15 protein-coding genes are annotated in these 23,053 nt (G+C 63.9%); 3 read left to right on the forward strand and 12 right to left on the reverse strand.

Going from position 1 to position 23,053, the window contains the following annotated elements; genetic code table 11:
* The 10 genes from QMX81_RS01275 to QMX81_RS01320 all read right to left on the reverse strand — a co-directional run.
* Positions 1-493 (reverse strand): transaldolase family protein (locus tag QMX81_RS01275; protein WP_282257622.1); only part of this gene is annotated, 493 nt, incomplete at its 3' end.
* Positions 494-509: 16 nt separating this feature from the next.
* Positions 510-1,637: a CoA transferase gene (locus QMX81_RS01280; protein ID WP_282257624.1), complete on the reverse strand. Its 1,128-nt coding sequence runs from the start codon at positions 1,635-1,637 to the stop codon at positions 510-512.
* A gap of 200 nt (positions 1,638-1,837) precedes the next feature.
* Positions 1,838-3,703, reverse strand: coding sequence for a beta-L-arabinofuranosidase domain-containing protein (locus QMX81_RS01285; RefSeq protein WP_282257630.1), 1,866 nt, complete (start codon positions 3,701-3,703; stop codon positions 1,838-1,840).
* Complete coding sequence (locus QMX81_RS01290) at positions 3,700-5,889, reverse strand: formylglycine-generating enzyme family protein (RefSeq protein ID WP_282257632.1); 2,190 nt, start codon at positions 5,887-5,889, stop codon at positions 3,700-3,702. The genes QMX81_RS01285 and QMX81_RS01290 overlap by 4 nt, the downstream gene beginning before the upstream one ends.
* 37 nt (positions 5,890-5,926) lie before the next feature.
* Positions 5,927-6,880 carry a ribokinase gene (locus tag QMX81_RS01295; protein ID WP_282257634.1) on the reverse strand — a complete coding sequence of 318 codons (954 nt, stop codon included), beginning with the start codon at positions 6,878-6,880 and terminating at the stop codon, positions 5,927-5,929.
* Positions 6,877-8,178 carry a serine hydrolase domain-containing protein gene (locus QMX81_RS01300; protein ID WP_282257636.1) on the reverse strand — a complete coding sequence of 434 codons (1,302 nt, stop codon included), beginning with the start codon at positions 8,176-8,178 and terminating at the stop codon, positions 6,877-6,879. Before QMX81_RS01300 ends, QMX81_RS01295 begins: the two co-directional genes overlap by 4 nt.
* Before the next feature lie 99 nt (positions 8,179-8,277).
* Positions 8,278-10,452 carry a TonB-dependent receptor gene (locus QMX81_RS01305; protein ID WP_282257638.1) on the reverse strand — a complete coding sequence of 725 codons (2,175 nt, stop codon included), beginning with the start codon at positions 10,450-10,452 and terminating at the stop codon, positions 8,278-8,280.
* A 244-nt stretch (positions 10,453-10,696) separates the two neighbouring features.
* Positions 10,697-11,578 (reverse strand): LysR family transcriptional regulator, encoded by an 882-nt coding sequence (locus QMX81_RS01310; protein ID WP_102789143.1) that lies wholly within the window; start codon positions 11,576-11,578, stop codon positions 10,697-10,699.
* Positions 11,579-11,671: 93 nt separating this feature from the next.
* Positions 11,672-14,119, reverse strand: coding sequence for a sodium:solute symporter (locus QMX81_RS01315; protein WP_282257647.1), 2,448 nt, complete (start codon positions 14,117-14,119; stop codon positions 11,672-11,674).
* 85 nt (positions 14,120-14,204) lie between these two features.
* On the reverse strand, positions 14,205-15,062 hold the full coding sequence (locus tag QMX81_RS01320) for a CoA ester lyase (protein ID WP_282257648.1): 858 nt from the start codon (positions 15,060-15,062) through the stop codon (positions 14,205-14,207).
* 311 nt (positions 15,063-15,373) lie between these two features.
* Between QMX81_RS01320 and QMX81_RS01325 the strand changes: the two genes are divergently transcribed.
* Positions 15,374-15,769 carry a barstar family protein gene (locus QMX81_RS01325; protein WP_282257650.1) on the forward strand — a complete coding sequence of 132 codons (396 nt, stop codon included), beginning with the start codon at positions 15,374-15,376 and terminating at the stop codon, positions 15,767-15,769.
* 64 nt (positions 15,770-15,833) lie between these two features.
* On the opposite strand, the gene QMX81_RS01330 is transcribed toward QMX81_RS01325, so the two are convergent.
* On the reverse strand, positions 15,834-16,361 hold the full coding sequence (locus tag QMX81_RS01330) for a helix-turn-helix domain-containing protein (protein ID WP_282257652.1): 528 nt from the start codon (positions 16,359-16,361) through the stop codon (positions 15,834-15,836).
* Positions 16,362-16,473: 112 nt separating this feature from the next.
* Between QMX81_RS01330 and QMX81_RS01335 the strand changes: the two genes are divergently transcribed.
* Positions 16,474-17,952: a serine hydrolase domain-containing protein gene (locus tag QMX81_RS01335; RefSeq protein WP_121043502.1), complete on the forward strand. Its 1,479-nt coding sequence runs from the start codon at positions 16,474-16,476 to the stop codon at positions 17,950-17,952.
* Between the two features lie 2,547 nt (positions 17,953-20,499).
* Here the strand turns inward: QMX81_RS01335 and QMX81_RS01340 are convergent.
* Positions 20,500-21,276, reverse strand: coding sequence for a hypothetical protein (locus QMX81_RS01340; RefSeq protein WP_282257658.1), 777 nt, complete (start codon positions 21,274-21,276; stop codon positions 20,500-20,502).
* A gap of 207 nt (positions 21,277-21,483) precedes the next feature.
* Between QMX81_RS01340 and QMX81_RS01345 the strand changes: the two genes are divergently transcribed.
* A complete protein-coding gene (locus QMX81_RS01345) occupies positions 21,484-23,013 on the forward strand; it encodes a YadA-like family protein (protein WP_282257660.1) in 1,530 nt (509 codons plus the stop codon).
* Positions 23,014-23,053 lie beyond the last annotated feature (40 nt).

Below are 23,053 nucleotides of genomic sequence, written 5' to 3' on the forward strand. Positions count from 1 at the left end.
GGGTCGGATTGAAGATCAGCGTCAGGTTGCAGTCGATCCCTTCGGCCTGCAGCTGGCGCGCCGCTTCCACGCCTTCCCAGGTTGCCGCGATCTTGATCAGCACCTTGCTGCGCGGCACGCCGGCCGCCTCGTACATCGCGATGAACTGGCGCGCCTTGGCCACCGTGGCCGCAGTGTCATGCGCCTGGTCGGCATCGACCTCGGTCGAGACCCGGCCCGGCACCAGCGTGCTGAGCAGGGTGCCCACGCCCACGGTCAGGCGATCGGCCACCGCGTGCACGATGGTCTCGCGCTCACCCGTCTGCTCGCGGCCCCAGGCCAGCGCGCGCTCGATGAGATCGGCATACACCGGCAGGTCCAGCGCTTTCTTCACCAGGGTGGGGTTGGTCGTGCAGTCGACCGGCTTCAAACGTTTGATCGCCTCGACATCGCCGGTATCGGCGACCACCACGGACAGATCACGCAACTGGGAGAGTCTGGACAGCGAAGACATGGCGGAGTCCTTGGCATCAATCATCAGAGCACGCGTCGAGCAGCGCGCTGACCGCTGCCGTGTCCTGGTCGAACACCGGCGCGGCGAACGGCTCCGGGCCGGGTGTGCGGCCGAATACGATCGGCCGGGTGATGCCGCGGTAGCTGCCCAGCAGCGGGTGCGGCAGCGACGTGATCATCTGCTCTGCCTGCACCTGTGGATGCTCGAACATGTCCTCGACCTGGCGTGCCGCTGCGCACGGCACTTCTTCGCCGAACAACGCTTCCCACGCCAGCGCGCTGCGCGTGGCCAGTGCGGCGTGCAACTGCGGCAGCAGCACCTCGGCCTGCGCGGCGCGCTTGCGCACGGTGTCGTACCGCGCATCGGCCGCCAATTCTGGTCGCCCGATCCGCTCGCACAATGCCTGCCAGAAGCGCGGGGTATTGGCCGAGATGTACAGGTATCCGTCCGCGGTGGGATGGATGCCGGTGACACCGCCCGAGCGCATATCGCGGCCCACCGCCGCCGGCTCGCCCTCGGCCCAGACCATCCGCGCCGACTGCATCGTCAGCGCACTGCGCAGCAGCGACACGCCCACGAACTGGCCCTCGCCGCTGCGTTCGCGCTCGTAAAGCGCCGATGACACACCGGCCGCCACCAGCGCGGCAGCGTAGTAATCGACCACCGAGCCGTACAGGATCTCCGGGGCGCCGCCCGTCTTGCCCTGCATCGTGCACATGCCGGTCATGGTCTGCAGCACCTGGTCGTACCCTGCCTTCTCCTTCAGCGGCCCCTGCTCGCCGTAGCCGGTGACCGAGCAATACACCAGGCGCGGGTTGAGCTTGTGCAGACTCTCGAAATCGATGCCCAGGCGTACCGGCACGCTCGGCCGGAAGTTGTGCACCAGCACGTCCGCCTCGCGCACCAGGCGCATCAGCACCGCACGCTGGCCAGGCTGCTTCAGGTCCAGCACCACGCCGCGCTTGGAGCGGTTCACACCGAGGAATGCGCGGCTCTCGGCCTCCAGCGTGGAGGGATAGCGCCGCAGGTTGTCGCCGACCGGTGGCTCCACCTTGATCACCTCCGCGCCCTGGTCGGCCAGCAGCGTGCAGCCGTAGGGACCGGCGATGTACGCGCTCAGGTCCAGCACACGAATGCCGCTCAACGGTCCGGTGGCACCTTCCCGCTGTGCGATGGCGAATGGAGAACTGGGGTTGCTTCCGGTCATGGTCAATACACTCGATACCTTGAGGGAAGTTTCCTCCTGGCCAACGGGAAGAAACAGATCGTGTGGGTATGTTCTGGGTGGACAAAAAACACGCTGCGGCGTCGGCGGCACCACCGCCGCCGAACCCCGCCGAGACGTCAGCCCGAAGGCGCCAGCGACAGCCAGCTCAACCGCCAGCTGCCGTGATCACGCCCACCACACCGGTAGTAGGGTTCGAACGTCAGCGGGCCGCGGCACTCCAACTGCACGGTGATCGGCGCGCCCTCGCCCGTGTCGTCGCCTACCTGCAGCCACTGCGAGGGTGGCCGGTCCGGCAAGCGCACCGTCTCATCGGTTTTGTACCCGTCGATCAGGCCGGTGGCATACACCAGCGGCCCGTAGCTCAGCCCCACGTACTCCCAGCGCAGGACCTCCTGCGCGACCGGCGAGCCATCCGGCGCGCGCGATTCCTGCACGTTGATGTTGGCCGCCCGGTGCAGGCGTGGCTGCATTGGCAGCTGCACGCAGAGCGTGTCGCCGGACTGCCAGGTGCGCTGCACGTGCACGAACCCATCCGCGCCGGCCTCGGCCGCCTCGGGCTGTCCGTTGACCTCGATCCGTGCACCTGTCGCCCAGCCCGGCAGCCGCACGCCGATGCTGAACTCGGCGACGCACTCGGGCAGCACGGTGATCGTCACCGTACCCTCGAAGGGGAATCGGGTCGCCTGCAGCAGGGTGACCGCACCGGCCTGCGCGTGCAGCAGCGTGGCCTCGCCCGGCCCGTACAGATTGACCCGCAGCCCACCATCGGCTGCGATGCCATAGGCCACCTGTGGCAGTTCTTCCACGGCCATCGCGCCGCTGGATTTGCAGCAGCGCCAGTACGTGGTGTGCACGCGCCGGCCGTTGGGATAGGTGTAGTAGCACCAGTCCTCGCCATTGACGGCCATCGCCGCCAGCAGGTCGTTGTAGGCGGTGCGCTCCAGTTCGTCGGCGTAGCGTGCGTGGCCGGTGATGGCCAGCAGCTCACGGTTGAGCTGCATCCACGCCAGTACCGAACAGGTTTCCACATAGGCCTGCGGGAAGAAGGTGCGCGGCGCGTTGAATACCTCGCGCGACCGGTGCGCTACCCCACCCCACGGCCCGCCGCCCAGCGTGAGGTGCTGCTCGCGGATGTTGTGCCAGAGCTGATCCAGCGCCCGGCGATGGTCGTCATGCCCGGTGGCCTTGTACAACTTGGCCAGCCCGACCAGGTTCCAGCTGAGCTGATAGGCCTTGCCGGTTGCGATGAAGGCCGCATCCTCACCGGCCAGCGCCTTGTCCAGCAGCGCCAGCCGCGGGTTGGCGTTGGCCTGCGCCAGGATGCACTCGGCCAGCGCCAGATAGCGCGGCTCGCCGGTGACCAGATAGAGATCGGCGGCTGGATCCAGCAGTACCGTGGCGGACATGCCGTGGTGGTTGCCCAGCGTGGTGATGTCGATGCCCGATTGCAGTGCCTGCCAGCACAGGTCGGCGATCCGGCACGCGGCCTGCAGGTAGGCCGCGTTGCCGAGCGCGCGCCACGTTTCCAGGAACCCAAGGATCAGATAGCTGTGCGTCCAGATGTCCCAGGTGCGCAGCGCCGGCTCGCCGTTCCAGCTCTCCGGCTTGGGCGGCTGCGGCACGGTGAAGCGGCGCTCAGGCGCATAGTTGCCCAGGTAGCCGTCATCGTCCTGCTGGCTGATCAACCAGTCGGCGACGCGGCGCAACGAGGTCTCGAGCTGCGGCTGCCCGCCCTGCGCCACCGCGCGCGCCGTGGCCGAGAGCCACTTGCCGGCGTGCTCGCCATACCAGTCGCCTTCTTGGTTCTGGTGCTTGTGCGCCTGGCTGAAGATGCTGATCGGCGCGCTGTGCTCATCCACGACGAACGTGCTCAGGCGACCGCTGCGGTTGGCTGCCAGGGCATCGCCCAGCACACCCTGCAAGGTGACCTGTTGCGGCGGGACCAGCGTCATGCCGCGGGCAGCGGGATGCAGACGGTTCATGCCGCATCCACCACGCAACGGAAGCCGACCGTGCCGGCGCGATCCTTGGACGGCCCCATCAGCAGGTACTTGCCGTGCTGATCCAGGCGGTAGGCCTGCGGGAAGTACCAGTGCGAGGTCTGCGGCTGATAGCTGCTGCCACCACGCAACACGGCCGCACGGGTGTGCGCATCGCTGAATTCATCGGTCCATTGCCACACATTGCCGACCAGGTCCTCCACCCCGAACGGGCTGGCCCCCTGCGGATGTGCATCGACATCCGCAGGCGGGGTGAGCCGACGGCCACGATTGACCCGCGGCACGCATGCGGCATCCCAGGCGTTGCCCCACGGGTACAGGCGCTCGTCGGTGCCCTGCGCAGCGTACTGCCATTCCCACGCATGCGGCAGCCGCTTGCCGGCCCACGCCGCGTACGCACGTGCGTCCTCGATGGAGACCCAGGTGACCGGCTTGTTGTCCCAGCCCGCGCGCGGCGCGCCGTCCTTCCAGTCCGCCAGGAAGTTGTGGTCATCGGCCGGCCGGTAGCCGCTGGCATCGAGGAAGCGCTTGAACGCGGCGTTGGTGACCGGGTGGCGATCGACGTGGAACGCAGGCAGCGCCATGCGCCGGCGATGATGGCGGCGCGCGCAGTCTTCCCACGGGTACTGCACATCCAGGCCGGCCCAGGTGAAGCCTTCGATCTCGATACCGCCCACCTGGAACAGGAACTCGCCGGCGGGGATCGTGACCATCCCACTCGGCGCCTCGGCCTGGGGGGGCGTGCTGGCGATCGTCAGCAGCGCCTGCGGAGCGGCCTTCCACGCGGCGGAGTAGCTGTTGAGGGGCTGCTGCGCGCGCTCGGCGGTCGCCGCCAGGAAATCGTCCAGACCCTCGACCGCGGTACCTGCAGCCACACTCAGGATCGCACCGAAGCCGCGCGCTTCCATCGGCAGCGCGATGTACGCCGCGCCGTCGATGACCCGCGGCGTCAACGCGCGGCCATGCCACGCATCGTAGTAACGCGCGCCTTGTGCATGCGCCAGCGCGATCTGCTCACCGTCCACGGCGTATTCGTTGCGGTTGATCAACGTGTGCAGCGTCACCCCTTCGCCCGGGAACCGGCTGGCGAAGATGCCGCCCTGCAGGCAGACCTGGTACGGCTCCCAGTCCATCGAGACCACCAGCTGCGGGAACTGCCGGTATAGCGTGGCGATCCGGCGCAGCGCTTCACCGTCGCGCGGGGTGAACTGGTTCCAGACGCCCCAGATGTTCTCCCAGGCGTTGTAGCCGATGCCGTTGAAGAAGCAGTACTGCAGGTCGTGATTGCGGTTGCGGCCCCAACGGTTCTCGTAGTTCACCATGTGGCGTGGCTCCAGCCACTTCCACTTGGAGACGGGCGGCACCGGGCCATCGGGCGCCTTCTTGCCCCAGCTCTGCACGTTCCAGATCAACTGCTCTTCGGAACTGATGGTGGATTCTGGCTGCACCACCACTGGATTGCCGCGTGCATCGCAGGCATCGAAGAACGCCCGCGGCACACCGTTGAAGGTATCGCCGTTGATGCCATCGGCACCGACCGCCTTGACGATCTCGGCCAGCCCATCCCAGTGCGTCACGCCCGGGTCGCGGGTGCCGTGGTCCCACGGCTTGGCCGGCAGGAACACTTTGACGCCGCGCTTCTGGAAGGCCTGCACCGCTGTCTTCAGTCCCGCCAGGCCGCCGGGCATGTCGTGCGCCAGATCGAACTGGTTGCGGTCATCGATGCCGATGTTGGGGTAGATGTACCAGATCAGCACCGAATCCAGCCCGCCGAACCGTGCGGTCAGATCGTCCAGATACCGATCGACGGTGTACTGCCCGGTGGCCGCATCGAAGAAGTAGCGGTCCTCGACCATCATCTGCGCATGCACGAAGTTGCGCTGCGCCCACTGCAGCTCCGGACGACGGTAGTTCACATCGGTGTAGCCGATCCGGACCAGGTGCTCGCGGCGCCAGTCCTTGAGTTCTTCCAGCCAATCGCCCGCGCTGGCATTGGCATCGATCATCCAGCTGCCGATATCGGCGAAGGGCCACGCCGGCGCCTTGCCAGGCGTCGGCAGGTAACGCCCGGTGGTCACGTGCGAGAACTTGTACTCGGTGCGGATCGCCTCACGCCCGTAGTCGGCTGCATCGGTGTCGTAGTCGGGGCTCTGATACGGCGTGGTCATGGGCAAGGCATCCAGCAGGAAACGGAAAGGAGGTACATCAGCGCGCGTACCCTGCCGCCAGCGCGGCATGGGCGGCGGCATCGGGAACGCGCGTGGGATCGGCCAGCAGCGCCTGCACCTCGGCGCGGGTGGGAATGCTCGCCTGTGCACCCAGGCGGGTGCAGGCCAACGCGGAGGCAGCGGTGGCTGCAAACAGCGCCTCGGCCATCGGTTGATGGTCCGCCAGCGCAGCGATCAGGACACCACAGAAGGTATCGCCGGCCGCGGTGGTGTCCAAGGGGTCGATACGGAAGCCCGGCTGCAGCAGCACCTCCCCGTTCACCCGGGCCAGGCAGCCACGCGCACCCAGGGTCACGATCACGCAGGGCACCGGCACGCGCGCCAGCCCCGTGGCCAGGTCCGGGGGATGGCCGGCCACTACGTCCAGCTCACCTTCGTTGACGATCAGCACATCCAGCAGCGCGAGCAGCGCATCGGACAGCACCTGTGCCGGCGCCGCGTTGAGCGCGACCTTGAGCCCGGCCGCACGGGCGCGGCGGGCATAGGCGGTGATGGTGGGCACGGGCGTTTCCAGCTGCAGCAGCAGCCAGCCCACGCCCTCCAGCGCCGGCAGGTGCTCCTCGCGCAGCCCCAGGTTGGCACCCGGCGCGACCGTGATCGCGTTCTCGGCGGTGTCGGCCAGGCAGATGAAGGCGGTTCCGGTGGGCAGCGCAGGATCGCGCACGGTCGACAGGGCCACGCCGGCATCGCGCAGGGACGCCTCGATCGGTGCGGCGAAATCATCCTCGCCCACGGCCAGCAGCATCCGTGTCGGCGCCCCCCCGGCCCGCGCGCAGGCCACGGCCTGGTTGGCGCCTTTGCCACCGGGGAACGTGCTGAAGCCACGGCCTAGCACCGTCTCACCGGGCGCCGGCACATGCGTGGCGCGCACCACGAAATCGAGATTGGCCGAGCCGGCGACAAGGACGGTGGAACGTGCCGCACTACTCATGGGTCTATCGCCTCATCAACGCGGTTGTAGAACGTCGTACTGATGCGCGGCAGATCGTCATTGCCGCCGGGCAGATGCTGCAGCATCAGGATCGCGACCAGGCGGCGTGCCGGGTCGATCGTGTAATAGGTCGAGGCCGCGCCCGACCAGCCGAACGCACCCACCGAAGCGGTGCGTCCTTTCAGGGCCGGATCCAGCAACACCGAACCGCCCAGGCCGAAGCCCTCGGCATCGCTGAACTCGGTCACTGGGCGGGGCAAGGCGGTGTGCACCAGCTGGTTCTGCATCATCAGGGCCACGGTGGACGGTCGAAGCAACTGCACCTCGCCGCAGCGGCCGCCGTCCAGCAGCATCTGCGCGAGCCGGCCATAGTCGCCGGCCGTGGAATACAGACCACCGGCACCGCTTGGATACGGCCGGAGCGCACTGCCGGGCATCCGTGCATGTACCTCATCGGCCAGCACCAGATCACCGTGCCCGCCCATGGTGGTCAACGCCACCACGCGTGGGCGATCGCGCACCGGCACCACGAACCCGGTGTCACGCATGTCCAGCGGGCGGAAGATGCGCTGTTGCAGGAACTGCTCGAATGGCAGCCCCCCCACCACTTCCACCACGCGCGACAGAACCTCTATCGACGTGCTGTCGTAACGGAAGCGCGTGCCCGGCTCGGTCGCCAGTGGCACGCGGGCCAGGCGCGTGGTGTAGGCGGCCAGGCTGTCCGCAGCCTGCACGTGCTGCTGTTCCAGCAGCTCGGTGACGGCCTCGAATCCCTCCCCACCCGCTGCGAAACCGGCGGTATGGGTGAGCAGGTGCCGCACGGTCAGCGTCTGCCTCGCCGGCCGCAGCTGTGGCGCCGCGGCGGTGCCCCCGGTGAAGACCTGCAGGCCTGAGAACTCAGGGAGATGGCGCGCCACCGGATCATCCAGATCCAGCCGACCCTCTTCCACCAGCATCAAGGCGGCCACCGAGGCCACCGTTTTGGTCATCGAGTAGATGCGGAAAATGCTGTCACGCTGCATGGGCGTGGCATGCGCCAGATCCTGCCAACCGTAGCCGGCGTCATGCACGACGCGGCCGTCATGAATCACCAGCGCGACCGCGCCGGTATAGCCCTGGCGGCCGGTCGATTCGCGGAGGAGAGCATCGACCGCCGGCAGCCGTGGCGGTGAGGCGGGACGTTCCGGCAACGACGCCGCAGCCTGTCCCACCGCCAGCATCAGCCACGCGAGCACGGCCAGGCGTGCCCGGGGGCGGCAATGACGGGCGTGGGCCGGTCCGTGCGATGGCCAGTACATCCGCTCTCCTGCTGTCAGTGGCGGTAACGTCATGACAGGGTAAGGCAATAAAAACGGACCGGCGCTGCAGTGGTTCGCAGCACCGGTCCGCGGTGACGGTCAGAACGTGAAGGTATGGGTCAGCGACACCATGCGGCCACGGCCGGAGAAGAAGTTCTGCCAACCCGGCAACTGCGACCAGGTCAGCACGTACTGCTTGTCCAGCAGGTTCTCGATGCCCAGCGACAGCTTGCCGTAGGTGCCGGTGTCGTAGTTCATGCTGAGATCCCACAACGCGTAGCCGTAGGTATCCTCGTCATTGCGGTACACCGCGCCGTTGGACGGATTGGCGAAGGTTTCGCGCAGGTCGCGGCTGAAGGTACGGCTCACGCCCAGCGTCGCATCGAAACGATCATTCGGTGTCCAGGTCAGCGAGGCATTGACCTTGTCCGGCGAGATATCGAGGATGCCCATCTCCTTGTTCAGGCCCGAGCCGTCGTAGTACTGGGTCTGGCCGCGGATCCGCGAGTACAACAGCGTCGCCTTCCACTGGTCGTTGAAGGTCCAGGCGCTGTTCAGTTCAACGCCTTCGATCCGGGTCGGCGCGCGGGTGAGGATGAAGTCCTCGGTCACCTTGTCCACGGTCAGCGATGAGCCGAACTCGGAGGTCGAGCGGTAGCCTGAGATGCCGACCTGTGCCTGCTCGCCGCGCCAGTTGAAGCCCACTTCCTTGTTCTTGGTGATCAGCGGCTGCAGATCGGCGATGCATGCCACTGCCTTGCACGGGCTGTTGGCCTGGATGTTGCGCAACGGGATGCCCACGTTGGCGATACCGAAGCCTTCCGAGTAAGAAGCGAACACCGACCACGCATCGCTGATGCGCCAGATCGCACCGAAGTTGGGCAGGTTGGCCTTGTAGTCGAGCTTGCCGCCCTGCACCGGGGTGAAGTCGCGGTAGGCGGTGGTGGTATAGCTGTCGATCTCCAGCTGGCCATCTTCGCGGCGGATGCCCGCATCCAGCGTCACCGGGCCGATGTCCCAGCTCAGCTGCGCGTACGGCGCCAGGCTGGTGTATTTCATCGGCGGCACCCAGACCCGGTCGGTCAACGCCAGGCGCTGTTCAGCCGTGTCTTCCACCAGGTCCAGGCCGGTACGCAGGCGCAGGCCCTCCACCGCGAACAGGCCGCTGTAGGCGTAAGCCACACGCAGCCCCTTCTTCTCGGAATTGATCTCCGACTGGTCCCAGATGCGGTCGGCTTCGGGCGGGGCCGGCTTGACCAGCTGGCGGTCGGCGCCGTTCTCCGGCACATAGCGCATCGCCTGCTTGGCCCAGTACAGATCCACGCTCAGGTCACCGCCGAAGAAGTCGGCATGGGTGTACTTGGCAGCGAACTGTTCGAAATCGTTGAACTCGGCCAGCGAATCCTTGATCGAGCCCTTCTCGGCGGTATTGGTGCTCGGAATCGGGCACTCCACGGCGTCGTAGCGGCAGCCTTCGACCGGAATGTAGTTGTGCTTCCCACCGATATGGAAGTTGCTGTAACTGGCCTGGATGCGCTGCATCTGGCCCTCGCCAAAGTTGTAGCCGCCCTTCAGGAACAGGTTCTTGCTGTAGGAATCGGACAGCGAACCGGAGGTGTTCAACCCCACCCGGCGACCGTCGCCGTCGTAGGCGATGCCGCGGTCGATGTAGGCGCCGCTGATCAGGAAGTCCGCCGCATCGCCCTTGAAGGTGTGGGTGATGCCGATCTTGGACTGCCCGCTGTCATCCTTGAACTGGGTGCCGTAGCGCGTGCTCACCGTGGTCTGGTGGCCGTCCACTTCCGGATTCTTGGAAAGATAGTTGATGACGCCACCGGCACCGCCGATGCCCTCGGCAGCGGACGGGCCGTTGATCACTTCGATGCGGCCGATCACGCCCATGTCGGTGAACGTGCCGTTGCGGCTGCCTTCGCGCAGCGGGGAGCCCTGCGGCACACCGTCGAACAGGCGCAGCGCGACGCGGCCGCGCAGGGTCTCGCCACTGTTGCTCATCGCCTGGGAGGATTCGGAGTAGCCCGGCACCATGCGTGCCAGCACGGCCGTGGCGTCTTCGGTCAGGTTGAGGGTGCGCTGCACCTGTTCCTGGTTCACGACGGTCACTGCACCGGGGACCTTCTCGATCGAGATCGGGGTCCGGCTGCCGGTCACGATCACCTGGTCCAGATCGGTGGGCGTCGTGCTCTGCGCCATGGCAGGGTTGATGACACAGGCGAACAGTGCAGTGCTGATGGCCGCGGAAAGTGGCTTGATCATTCGTTTCTCCCCCCCAAAAAAGGAAATGCGGGACAGCCGGCCGGGGAGCCGTCGCCACCGATGACGCGCGTGGGCTTTCGCCCTTCCGCCGGTCGATGCGGTTCCCTTGCGGGTCTCCACGTCCTGTCCGGCAACGAGGCGAGAGCCTAGGCGCGGCGTCATGGCGATAGAACTGTGCTCAGGTATGTTCAAAGCCTAGGATTTGTTTCGCTTCGTACGGCGCACCGCGCGAAAACCCGTGGTGTCAGCGTTGCGGCTCGGTCAATGCGACACGCGCTTCCTCCAGCAGCACGTTCACCAGGCGGATGCGCACCGACGAACGCGACCAGACCACGCCAATCCGGCGCGGTTCGCTGCACTGCGGCAAGGGAATGCGCACGACATTCAATCCTTCCGGCCATGGCTTGGCCCAATCCGGCACCAGTGACACGCCGAGCCCGCGGTCGACCATGACCGCGATGGCGTTGAGTGCATTGAGCTCGAACCGCTCGCGCGGCACGATCCCGGCCTGTCGCAGGTAGTCATCGGCGAGGCGACCGCCCCATTCGTGGCGGTCGTAGCGGATCAACGGCTGCTCGCGCAGCAGCTCGTGCGGGTCACGGCTGCCCAGATGGGCCGGCGCCAGCACCACCAGCGGCTCCTCGCGCAGCTGCTGCCACTTGCAGGTCTTGGGCAGCGCGAAGGGGGCCTGCAGCACCATCGCCGCATCCAGATCGCCAGCCTCCACCGCCCGGTACAGATCGGCCGAGTAACCCGGCTTGATGAAGACGTTGATCTGCGGGAACGTCGCCACCATCCGCGACAGGATGTCCGGCAGCAGGCCGGCCAGCGCGGTCGGGCACGCGCCCAGCCGCAGCTCGCCGGCCAGGTCGTTCTCATTGGCCACGCTGCGCAGATCGGCGACCTGGCGCAGCAGGTCGCGCGCCCGCTGCAGGATGCGCGCGCCGTCCTCGGTGACGCTGACGGTGCGCCCGGCGCGGGCGATCAGCGGCGCGCCGAGTTCACGTTCCAGCGTGCGGATCTGCTGGGCGACCGCGGCCGGGGTGATATGCAGCGAGCGGGCCGCGGCAGCCATCGAGCCGCGGTCCACCACCGTTACGAACGTACTCAGGAACTGGGTTTCCACGGATTACCTCTCAGCGCGTGAGCAACCTACACGAGCCACTGGCGCAATGCGATTGGACCAATGGCCCGTGCGCCGGCGCCTCAACGGTGCTGGTCATGGAGCTGCCGCTTCGGCCGGGGTATCGCGGTAGATGGTCAGCCCCTTCAGCGAGCGGGTGGGTGCCGGGAAGAACAGGCTGGCCACATAGCCGATCACGATGCACAGCAGGATCGAGATCGCCAGATAGAAGTACGGGTGCACCAGGTTCATGCTCCAGCAGACCAGCGTGATCAGGATCGAGCCGGCCACACCGATCGCCACGCCCGGCGCGTTGGCGCGGCGGGTGAACATGCCCAGCGTGTAGGCACCGGCAAAACCACCGCCGAGCAGGCCGGCCAGTTCGATGGAGACATCAAACAGCGAATGGATGTCATAGCGGCTCATCACCAGCGCGATGCCGATGCCGATCAGGCCCACGCCCACGCCGGACCATTCGGCCACGCGCACGGCGGTTTTCTCGTTCGGGTCCTTGACCAGTTTCTGGTAGAAATCCACCGAAACCAGGGTCGAGATCGAGTTGATGATGCTCGACAGGGTCGACATCGCCGCGGCGAAGATGCCGGCGATGATCAGCCCGGTGACGCCGGCCGGCAGCTCGGCGGCGATGAACAGCGGGAAGGTTGCATCGATCGGCAGCAGCGGATTCAGGCGCTCGGGGTTGTTGCGGTAGTACATCCACAGGGCCGTGCCGATGCCGTAGAACACGAAGCCGCCGGGAATCATGATGGCGGCGAATGCCCAGATCGATCGCCCGGCTTCCTTGTCCGAGCGCGTGGACAAGGTGCGCTGCATCAGCACCTGGTCCTTCGGGAAGGTCAGCACCACATCGAACACGACCAGGAAGATGAAGCCCCACACCGTGGCCTTGGTCAGGTCGAAGCTGAAATCAAACAGCTTGGTCTTGTCCTCCGCCGCGGCCGCACTGAGCAGCTGCGGCATGTCGCCGCCGGTCTGCAGGAAGATGAAGCCGATCGCGAACAAGGCACCGCCGAACATCACGATCACCTGCACCACGTCGGTCCAGATCACCGCCTTGGAGCCGCCCACGGTGGAGTAGATGATCGTGAACACGCCCATCAGCATGATCGACCAGACCACGTCCACGCCGGTGATGGTGGAGATCGCCAGCGCCGGCAGGAACAGGATCACGCTCATGCGGCTGCCGATCTGCATCACGATGCACAGTGCGCTGGACAGCATGCGGATCGCCGGGTGGAAGCGGGTTTCCAGGTAGGAGAACACGCTCATCAGGTCCAGCCGGCGCAGCAGCGGCACGATCCAGACCGCCACGAACATCAGGCCGACGACCGCGATCAGGTTGTTGGTCAGGTACTGCCAGTTGGTATCGAAGGCTTTGGCCGGGATGGCGATGAAGCTGATCGAACTGGTGTTGGTGGCATACAGGCTGATGCCGGCCGCCCAGAACGGAATCGAGCGCCCGCCGACGAAGAAGTCCGCCGTGGAAGCGTTTTGGTCCTTGAGATAGAAGTAGAAACCCATGCCGAGCATGGCCAGCAGGTAGATGCCGATCACCGTCCAGTCCAGCCAGCGCAGCAGGTGCTTGCCGCCCTGCAGTTCGGCGTACTGGAGCTGGCTGCCGGTGGCGCCCGCGGTGGCCCAGGCCAGTCCGTTGCCCCACGCCGTGACGGCCTGCGGTGCTGCGGCAATCGGCGTGTCCAGTGTCGTCCATGCGTCGGTGATGGTGTGGAACGTACGCGCCTGGGTCACGCCGCTGCCGTCCTTCACCAGCATCAGCAGATGCGCCTGGCCCAGCGCGCGCATCGAGCCGGCCACGATCGTGCCGTCCGGCGACGCGACCTGCTGCCAGCTGGCGTCCGCATTGCGGCGCCACAGCTGGTCGCTGCCCGTGCCGGTGCCCAGGCCCAGGTACAGCGCGCCTTTCTGCGCCTGCAATGCGCTGGCAACCCCCTGCTGGGGCAGATCCTCCAGAGGCTGCCAGGCGGCGGTGCCTGCCGCTGCGGTGCGGCGGTAGAGCTGGGCGCTGCCAGCCCCATCGTTGCCCACCAGATACAGCGCGTCACCGAAGGTGGCCGCCCGCGCGTTGCGCAGCGGCGCGGGCAGCGCAATGGCCGCGCCGAACACCAGCGCGCCGTTGTTCAGGACCACCGGCTGCAGGCGGTCGCCGAGCGCATCCCGGCCCTGCAACAGATAGGTGCGCCCGGCTGCGCTGACGCTGCCCTCAAGCCCGCCGAGCTGCCCTGCGGCCGGCGCCGCCAACGCCTCCCACGCCTTGTTGTCGGCGCGCAGCTCCCAGGCACCGTCATGGCTGAGTGCCACCAGGCGCCCGTCCACATGTACCAGCCCGCCCGGCGCAATCTGCGCCGGCAGTGCCGGCAGGTTGCCGGCCGCCACCGTGGTCAGGCTCTCGGCGGCCACGGCGCCACTGCCGGCAAGCAGGACAGCGGCGGCAACCAGCCGCACGCTGCGCGCGCAGCGCCGGAGCACAGTGGAGAGGAACGCGGACGGTGCAGGCTTGTGCATGAAATTACCCGGAAGAAGTGCGGCAACGCCGAAGCCGGCAAGAGCGCAGGTAAGAGACAGTGGTCGATGCATCCCGATACCGCAATCAGGCAAGCGGGGGAGAAGACGCGGCCAGCAGGGCTTGAGCACGGCGCAGGTACGGCAGGTCGATCATCCGGCCTTCAAACAGGAACGCGCCGTGCCCCTGCCCTTCGGCACCGGCGGCGGCGGCAACAATCCGCTGCGCCTCCGCGAGCATCGCCGGCGGCACGCTGAAGGTGGCGTTGGCCAGGGCAACCTGGCGCGGGTGGATGCAGCTTTTGCCGATGAAGCCCAACTGCCGGGCCATCTGCGCCTCGGCCAGGAAACCGTCGCTGTCGGCCACGTCCGGAAACGCACCGTCGCAGGCGAACACCTGGGCTTCAGCGGCCGCCAACCGCAGCGCGAACAGCGTGGCATGCACGTTGCTCGGCTGACGGTCGATGCCATTGGGCGAAAACAGGTCACCCAGCCCCAGCTGCACTCCGGCCACGCGCGGGTGCGCGCCGGCCAGTTCGGCGGCGATGCGCAGGGCCTTGGGGGTTTCGATGTTGATCAGCAGCCTGATCGGGCTCGTCACGCCGTTGCGCTGCTCAGCCCGTTCCAGCCGGGCGATGGCCGCCAGCAGCTGAGCCACCGATTCAATCTTGGGAAGGTTGAGCAAGTCCACACCGGGGAGCGCCACCGCATCCAGGTCCGCGCCGAAATGGGCGCTGTCGGTCCCGTTGCTGCGCACGATCAACTGCTTGTCACCGGCGCCGCCCTGCACGCGGCGCAGGAAGCCGGCGACCTGGTCGCGGGCCTGGGCCTTGCCGGCCTCGGGCACCGAATCTTCCAGGTCGAAAGAGAGCGCATCGGCCTCGCCGGCCATGGCCTTGTCGAACAATTCCGGCCGGGCGCCGGGGACGAACAGCTTGCTACGCATGGTTTTCCCTCATCAACCCGCGCAGTCTGCAGAATTGGAAGCCCTTTAAAAGTGCGGTCCCGGACATTCATTGGATAGCATTTGTTTCGACCGCCGAATGCGCTGCAGTGCACCACGAGAAGAAAAGCGTCGGACATCACCGTGTTGCACGCACAATCGATTGCTGCAACCTGCCGGGGTGACCACCCACGTCGCGCCTCGGGCAGCCACCCAACCAACGCGTCACGAGGACTGTTGCCGATGCATGAACCCACTCTGCCGCCGACAACCACCGCCCGGTGCGCACCGCACCTGGACGCGCGGACCCGGGGATGACCGGTCCCACCCTGGTGCTGGACGGAAGCGCCATCCACGACATCGCCGGCTTCTACGCTGAAATCAACCGCGTGTTCATGACCAACGAGGACTGGCAGCTGGCCCCGAGCCTGGATGCACTGGATGACCTGCTCTATGGCGGCTACGGCGCACTGGCCGGGCACGCATCCGCCACGGTGCACTGGACGCACATCGCACACAGCCGCGCCGCGCTCGGGGTGGCGGCCACCCGCGCCTGGCTGCAGGAAAAACAGGCGCGGCCCGGCGTGTTCAATGCCGCGAGAATCGCCACCCAGCTGGATGCGCTGGAACGCGGCGCCGGCCAGACCTATTTCGACCTCATCATGGACGTGTTCGCGGCCCACCCTACCCTGCACCTGCGCACGGACTGACCGGCTGTGCATCGCGCACGCGCGCTCTCGCCGCGGCACGCCCGACGATCGTGCCGAGCCGCCGTCAGTCCTTGCGTTTGTCCGGCACGCTGGCCAGCACCACTGTCAGCAGCAGGGGCTGGCCATCCTCGGCCTCGTCACCGGCTTGCAGGCTGGCCTGTTCGAGCTCGCCTATCAGCGCGTTGATGCGCGCCAACTGGGCAGCGTCGGCACGGAACGACAGATGGCGCACGGCACAGTTGCGCTGGCTGCCGTCGAAGCGCGCCGCCGCATGCGTGGCGGCGGCCGAGAACGCGCGCAAGCTGGCACCCACCGCACTGCTGGCCACTTTGATCAGGTTCCTGCGCCCGCCCGGCGTGCGCAGTGCGGCGGCCGAGGACAGCTGCCGCGATACCACGGCATAGACCGCTTCGGGCCGGCGACCGGTGCTGCGCCGTTCCACCACCTGCACCAGGCCCGCCTCTTCCAGCCGCTCGAGGTGGTGGTAGAGCGCGGTAACCGGGCGCCCCAGACGCTCGCCCAGCTCGCGCACGGTGGCGTGGCCGTCGATATCCAGCCGCTGCAGGATCGCCAGCCGCGGTGAGGACGCCATGGCGCCCAGCTGGTCGGGGGTCAGTTCCAGGGCTCGCGGTGCATGAGGGCTTGCTAGGGGTTGGCTCATAATTCAAACTATAGATCAAAATTGAATAATGGGTGATTCGTACATGCGTACTCGATACCTGCGGATCGTTGCCGGCGGCCTGGTCGCTGCCATTGCCATCTGCGGCGGCGCGTCGGCCTCATCCACGCTGCCGGCCCTGCAGAGCGGCGGCGGTGGCGGCAATGCCGCCGACCTCGACCCCGCTGTGACGCGGCGCATCGATGCCGATGTGCAGCAGGTCATGCAACGCTTCCAGGTGCCCGGCGCAGCCATCGCGGTGATCGTTGATGGCAAGCCTCTCTATTCCCGTGCTTACGGCCTGCGAGACCGTGAGCGCGCGCTGCCGGTGCGTACCGATACGCCGTTCGAGATCGGTTCGATCACCAAGCAATTCACCGCCGCCGCCATCGTGCAGCTGCAGGAAGCGGGCAAGGTGCAACTGGACGACCCATTGGCGCGCTACCTTCCGCATGCGCCTCACGCCAGCGAGGTGACCCTGCGCCACCTGCTGACCCATACCAGCGGCCTGCACGAGTACTTCGATGGGCCCGAAGCGGAGGTCGATGACCTGGTGACACGCCCCATCGATTTCGATGACCTGATCGCGCGCATTGCCGGCCAGCCGCTGGATTTCCCGCCAGGCACGCGCTGGTCGTATTCCAACACCGGCTACGCGCTGCTCGGCAAGGTGATCGAAACCGTCTCCGGCGAGCACTACCGCGACTACCTGCAGCAGCACATGCTGGCGCCGCTGGGCATGACCCACACCTTTACCCTGGCTGATAGCGACCGCTTGGCCGGCATGGCCGTTGGTTACCGGCATGAGCAGGGCGCGTTGCAGCGCTCGCCGTACTTCCACCCCGACTGGAGCGGTGCGGCCGGTTTCCTGGTCAGCACACTAGATGATCTGGCTCGGTGGGACGCCGCTCTGAGCGGTGGCAAGGTGGTATCCGCAGCCGGCTATGCGCAGATGAAGACCTCCTTCGCTACGGCCGATGGCAAGCCCGTGGGCTACGGCCTCGGCCTGTTCGTGGATGCCGTGTACGGGCAGGCGCGCGTCGGTCACACCGGCGGCGCGCAGGGCTTCACCACCGCCGATGAGTACTACCCTGATCATGGCCTGCGCATCCTGGCCTTTACCAACCTGGGCGACAAGAAGCCCGAGGCCGGCGTCACCATGACCAATCTGGTGTTCGCCGCCCTGCACCCGGACATCGTCGCGGCGTGGGAACGTCCGGTTGCCGGCGAGGTTGCCGCCGTCCGCGACAGCGCAAAGGCATCGTTCCGCCAGTTGCAGAACGGCACCGACTACAGCGCCTTCAGCGACGACCTGCGTGGCAAGCTGGCCGCTGGCATCGGTGCCGGCCTGATGAGTTCCGTGGGGCCTTACGGCGAACCGACCGACATGGTGTTCAAGGGCACGAGCCAAGGCGAAAAGGGCACGCTTTACAGCTATGTGGCCGAGTTTGGTCCGGGTGCGTTCGTCGGCTACACGGTCCGGCTTGACGAGACAGGCCATGTTGCCGGGTTCGCGATTGAATGACGGGAGGCCTGTGCACGCCTCAGGCACCAGGGCACGGCTGCGCGGCGCGCCCTTCGCCCTGCCCGCCCCCTCCCCTACAATGGCCGACCAGGCGGCCTTCCGGGCTGCCCCCGACTGTGATGGACCCCGCGTGACAGAGAAGCAGCCCGAACACACCCCGCTGATGAAGCACCATTGGCGTAGGAACAGTATCGACCCATAAACCCTTGCCCTGCAAGGGTTTTTTTATGCCCTGAGGTGGACACACCCTGCATGGACACAACATGGACACAGGTGGTTTCTCGTAGCGTCTCAGCCTGTCTCAGCGTGCGGGTGCGTCAAAGGGCAAGCAGTGCATGGGTCCGTGTCCACGGGACCAGGACGCCCTCATCAGGCCTTGACCAACCATCCGGAAAGAACAAATGCATTGATTGATCGCCAATGCATTGCAAAGCATAAGCTTGCCAAATGCGAAATCAACCGTAATGTAAAATCAATCGAGTTGATAAGCAGGGGGAACAATGCGTGAAAAAGGATTTAACTTATTTGAATTGACTTTGTGTGTTGCCCTGATTGTGGGTCTCGGAGCAATGACTTACAAACTTTTCACGCCATCAGCCTCAATGGCTGCAATTCGCGTTGAACAAGAGCGCGCAGCTAAAATTGTCCAATCTGTCACGGACTTATACGTCCTGCATCCATCTTACGATGGACTAAACACCGATACACTTCGCAACACATTCAACTCCAACTTTGTCGTACAAAACGGCGCATTGCACCCGCCTTCCTCCGTTGCTGAAATGACAGTTGTCCAGCCGGGAAGCGCATTTGGCAACAACGACTCAATTGATCTTGTGTATTTGTCCGTGCCAAGCAAGACCTGCATAAAGCTTGCCAGCGCCATTGGCGCGTCAGCGGATTTCGTCAGAGTCAATGGATTTCAGCTGCAACGGCCTTATAGCCCTATGCGAGAGGATCTATTGGCAACCCAATGCTCAACCCGTAACAACAACGAAATACTGTTTCGATACACGAACAAGCATACGGTGACAGCCGCAGAAGATATCAGCGCGTGCGAATGCTCACCAACAATTGAAACACAGACCCTTGCTTGCGCTGGAAACACTAGCGGGTCAATTACACAGCGCCGCAATGGGACTTGCCCATCGTCCACATGCCCTAAACTGCAATGGTCATCCTGGGCAACGACGTTCAACACGTGCGCCGCAAACGCGACACCAATAGACCCGATAACACCAACACCGCCGTTAAGTCAGTGCATTGAGACAACTGAAACGCAAATCGGCAACTGTCCGGCGACCCAGATCGGTTACGTGGTGAACACCCGTACAAAACAATGCCCGAGCGGACAGTGGGGGTCATGGACAACCACATTGAGCACATGCAAGAGCCCTTTGCCTGTTCCACCGTCGTGCGCATTTGACCCAATTACGGACAAGGAAACATCTTCAATCGCGTGCCCGGCCGGTCAAGGGGGCAGCATATCGCGAGAAAGATACCGCAACTGCAATGGCAGCGGCATTAAGGAATGGGGAGACTGGAAAACAGTCAATAACTCATGTGCTGCTTCGTGTGTCACCTTGGGCACATGCTGTACGCCAGGACGTTTGGAACGCCCTGCAAATGCCCCCTGCCCCATCAATTCGTACGGCATGCGCAATGGTGTTGAGCAACAATACTCTCGCTGTGCGAGCGCAACTGAAACCCCGGTTTGGAGTGGCATATGGGATATGAAAGGCAGCTCCATAGTTGGTGTATGCCACACTTGCCCCGCGAACTCATCAAGCACATTGGAGCGTACGGAACCACGTACGGGTGCGTGCCCAGCGGGAACGTTTGGCAATCAAACGTGGGAGGCAATCTTTAAACAGACTGTCAATATCACATATGAATGCAATTCTTCGGCAAACCAAACAGACCCAGGACGCAGCGAAACGTATGGCAACTGGGTCGAAAGCGGCAGCCGCAACCACAATCAAAATTGCAGTGCATGCCCCTCACCGTATAACGAGACGGACGAACAATGGGTGCAGGTGGATTACGGATGCCCCGTTGGCTACTCCGGGCAAAACGGGTTTGATAAACAGCAGTACCGTCAACGCACGATAAGTTTTAGCTGCCCCAGTGGACAGCCAACACCACCGTCGCCGAACGTCGGTGCCTGGGGTGGCTGGTATGACACAGGCGCGCAACGCAATCACGTGAACTCCTGTGCGGCAAGTTGCACGGTCGAAAACCGTTCGTACCGCATTGCGTGGCAGAACTCCTCCCCACTCAATGGATTGAAGGATTGCAATGGATCAAATATCGGTCAGAGGTCGTGGTCCAACTACATCAGTTGCAGTGCAGTGGGTCCGTGCGGTGGCACATTCCGGGCAGCAGTATGTACTGCAAGCGGATGGCAGATCGTTGCCGGTGCTGGATCATCACCCTATGTTGGATGGGCAAGTGGCCGTCCAGCGGAGTGGCATGCTCTATTCATGCAGGGCTATAACGATGCCCCAGCTATCGGGGCGCAACAGGGATCGTCAGGGCAAACGAATTGGATTACATACCAATGCTTATGACGCGAACTTTCTTTGGGCCGCCTTGGTGCATCAAGCGGCCCTTGTCGGTGACCATGTAGCCAGGACCGGCTTTGTAGTCTTCGTCTGAGAACACATCCGTGTGCCCGCGCGCCTCTCTGGATCCAATCCGGTAGAAGGGGCCAGCGAGGAGAACATCTTTATCGGCGGCGTTCACCTTGTATGTCGCGCCCGTAGGATGAGTGTGAATACCCTGCCCAGTTGATGCCATGCCTGCGGGACAGACGGTGGTGACAGGACACATCACGTGGGAGTGGACGGTCGTGATCGTCGCGCCCCATGTTCCATCACTCGATTTGCAGATCTGAGCACACACTTCGTGCTGCAACTGCTTGGTGTATTGCGCGATTGGTTCCGCCAAGGCGCTCGCAAATTCATCCTGGCTTAGTGCTTTGGGCGCTGTGATTTCGGCAAGAACACGTCCAGGCAGTGATTTTCCGTTGACATTGATTGAGGCGTCTACGGGTGCATATGCCAGACGACGCCAATTGCCAGTGTGATACACGATGATATCCGCACGACGGGACAACAAATTGCAATCGGCAGCGCCTATGGCGTACTTGCCATTTTCGCGCCGAATAAACCCGCACGTGCCCGCACGATCCTCCAAAGACACGCGCTCAATAAATTCGTGAAGATGTTCCCCATCCAAACTCTCAGCATCAACTGTGCCACCAATAGCAATGGGTGATGCGATAAGCATTAAGCCAAACGCGCAAATATAAATTACCTTAGACATACTCACCTCAACACATGATTTAAATTCACGTTATGAGCAAAATGAATATTGTCAATGATCTTGACATGTCTTCGCGCACTGTTAGTTTGAGATAGCCGAAAGCCTCACCTCCTTGGCGATATCGGCAAGCCCCCGTAATGGGGGCTTTTTTATTTCTTAATCTGATAAATCAAGTGCGCACCAGATAAAGCACTTGACAAAATAGAAATGTTTGCTTTTCTAAAGCAATGCCGTTTCTCAAAACATAAGGAGGTTTCTATGAGTCAAAAAATAAAAGGTGCTTTGCTTTTAGTCGGCATTGCGCTTGCCATGCCAACGATTGCTATCGCCGAGGTATCAACAAGCCTCAGTGAAAGCCAAAAAGAGTTTTTAATGAGCCGTCCAGAGTGGCAAGTGCAGCCGCTGGACCCTGATCTTAGTGAAGTCGTGTATTACAACAGACTGGATATAGACGGCTTTACATATTACGGCTACCGATATGGAAACCTGATGTTGAGATCCGATTACGACTTGTCTGGACAAACATTGATGAAAGCTGGGAGTGGTTTCATGGGCATTTCGCAAGGAATAGGTGCAGTTGCGCGGCCTGACGGAATAGCTACGGGTGTCGGCTCCTATGCTGGGTCTCAAGGAACAAGTTACGGCACCCAGGGGTATGCAGGGAATTACTCAACGCAGATTGGTTTCTTCGGCTATGCAGGGGACAACGCCACCTCGATAGGTCACGGTGCGTATGCATCGGAACCATTTACAACAGCAATTGGCGGCTTCTCAAGTGCGACTGCCTGGGGCTGTGTCGCCATTGGAGATAGATCGAGTTGCAGAGAGGCCGATGTCTTTTCAATCGGTGACGATAGATATAAGCGGCGTTTGATCAATTTGCAAAACGCGCTCAACGACTCCGATGCGCCCACCTTTGGTCAGTTGAAATCCGTCACGTCCACACTGGGCGGCACTGCTGGCTTCACCTACGGCGTGTACAACGGCTGGGCCGTTTCCCTCGGCGGATCGAGCTACTCCAATGTTCACGATGCTCTTGTCTCCATCGATGGTCGTTTGACCACTGTGGAAAACTCTTCTGGCGGTGGCAGCGGTGCCCCTGGCCCGCAGGGACCCCAAGGCGAACCGGGAGAAAGCATTACTGGTCCAAAAGGCGATAAGGGTGATCCGGGCCGCGATGGATCGGCATCAATTGCCGCTGGACGCAACATCACGACTGACACCGACAGCACAGGGACCACAACTGTGTCGCTGAATGACAGTGTGGAATTGTCCGAGCAAGGTGGCTTATCAATCAACGGCGGGGCATCAATCTCAGGAACCGGCTTAGATGCTGGAAGACACCGCGTCACCAACGTTTCAGATGGCCGAATTGAACAAGGAAGCCTGGACGCCATCAATGGTGGTCAGGCGTGGGCGATGGAACAACGATTTAACGATCAGTGGACCGCAACCAACAACCGCATTGATGCACTGGAACGCCGTTTCGATGACAAGTTGAACGCTCTTGGAGCGAAGGCTGCGGCTATAAGCCAGGTCAATGTCGGAACTTCACCATTAGAAGTAGGCGAAGGAGAATTTGGGTTTGCTGGTGGTGCTTCGTCCAACAAAACAGCAATCGCCGTGGGTGCCAATTTCCGTGTAAGTGAGCGCTGGTCACTCAGCGGTGCATTTGCCGTGGGTGGAGGATCTTCGGCCATGGGAGCAGTTGGAGCCCATTACCGATTTAGGCGATAAATCATCAGGGAGCACATGAGCTTCGCATGTCATTACAACT

This window comes from Stenotrophomonas sp. PS02301 (assembly GCF_029959485.1).
GTDB classification, from domain to species: domain Bacteria; phylum Pseudomonadota; class Gammaproteobacteria; order Xanthomonadales; family Xanthomonadaceae; genus Stenotrophomonas; species Stenotrophomonas maltophilia_Z.

Excerpts from the sequence above, each read along its gene's own strand:
- QMX81_RS01305 (WP_282257638.1), bottom strand. The coding sequence starts at position 10,452 with ATGATCAAGCCACTTTCCGCGGCCATCAGCACTGCACTGTTCGCCTGT.
- QMX81_RS01325 (WP_282257650.1), top strand. The coding sequence starts at position 15,374 with ATGACCGGTCCCACCCTGGTGCTGGACGGAAGCGCCATCCACGACATC.
- QMX81_RS01335 (WP_121043502.1), top strand. The coding sequence starts at position 16,474 with ATGCGTACTCGATACCTGCGGATCGTTGCCGGCGGCCTGGTCGCTGCC.
- QMX81_RS01285 (WP_282257630.1), bottom strand. The coding sequence starts at position 3,703 with ATGAACCGTCTGCATCCCGCTGCCCGCGGCATGACGCTGGTCCCGCCG.
- QMX81_RS01300 (WP_282257636.1), bottom strand. The coding sequence starts at position 8,178 with ATGTACTGGCCATCGCACGGACCGGCCCACGCCCGTCATTGCCGCCCC.
- QMX81_RS01330 (WP_282257652.1), bottom strand. The coding sequence starts at position 16,361 with ATGGCGTCCTCACCGCGGCTGGCGATCCTGCAGCGGCTGGATATCGAC.
- QMX81_RS01295 (WP_282257634.1), bottom strand. The coding sequence starts at position 6,880 with ATGAGTAGTGCGGCACGTTCCACCGTCCTTGTCGCCGGCTCGGCCAAT.
- QMX81_RS01320 (WP_282257648.1), bottom strand. The coding sequence starts at position 15,062 with ATGCGTAGCAAGCTGTTCGTCCCCGGCGCCCGGCCGGAATTGTTCGAC.
- QMX81_RS01340 (WP_282257658.1), bottom strand. The coding sequence starts at position 21,276 with ATGTCTAAGGTAATTTATATTTGCGCGTTTGGCTTAATGCTTATCGCA.
- QMX81_RS01290 (WP_282257632.1), bottom strand. The coding sequence starts at position 5,889 with ATGACCACGCCGTATCAGAGCCCCGACTACGACACCGATGCAGCCGAC.
- QMX81_RS01315 (WP_282257647.1), bottom strand. The coding sequence starts at position 14,119 with ATGCACAAGCCTGCACCGTCCGCGTTCCTCTCCACTGTGCTCCGGCGC.
- QMX81_RS01345 (WP_282257660.1), top strand. The coding sequence starts at position 21,484 with ATGTTTGCTTTTCTAAAGCAATGCCGTTTCTCAAAACATAAGGAGGTT.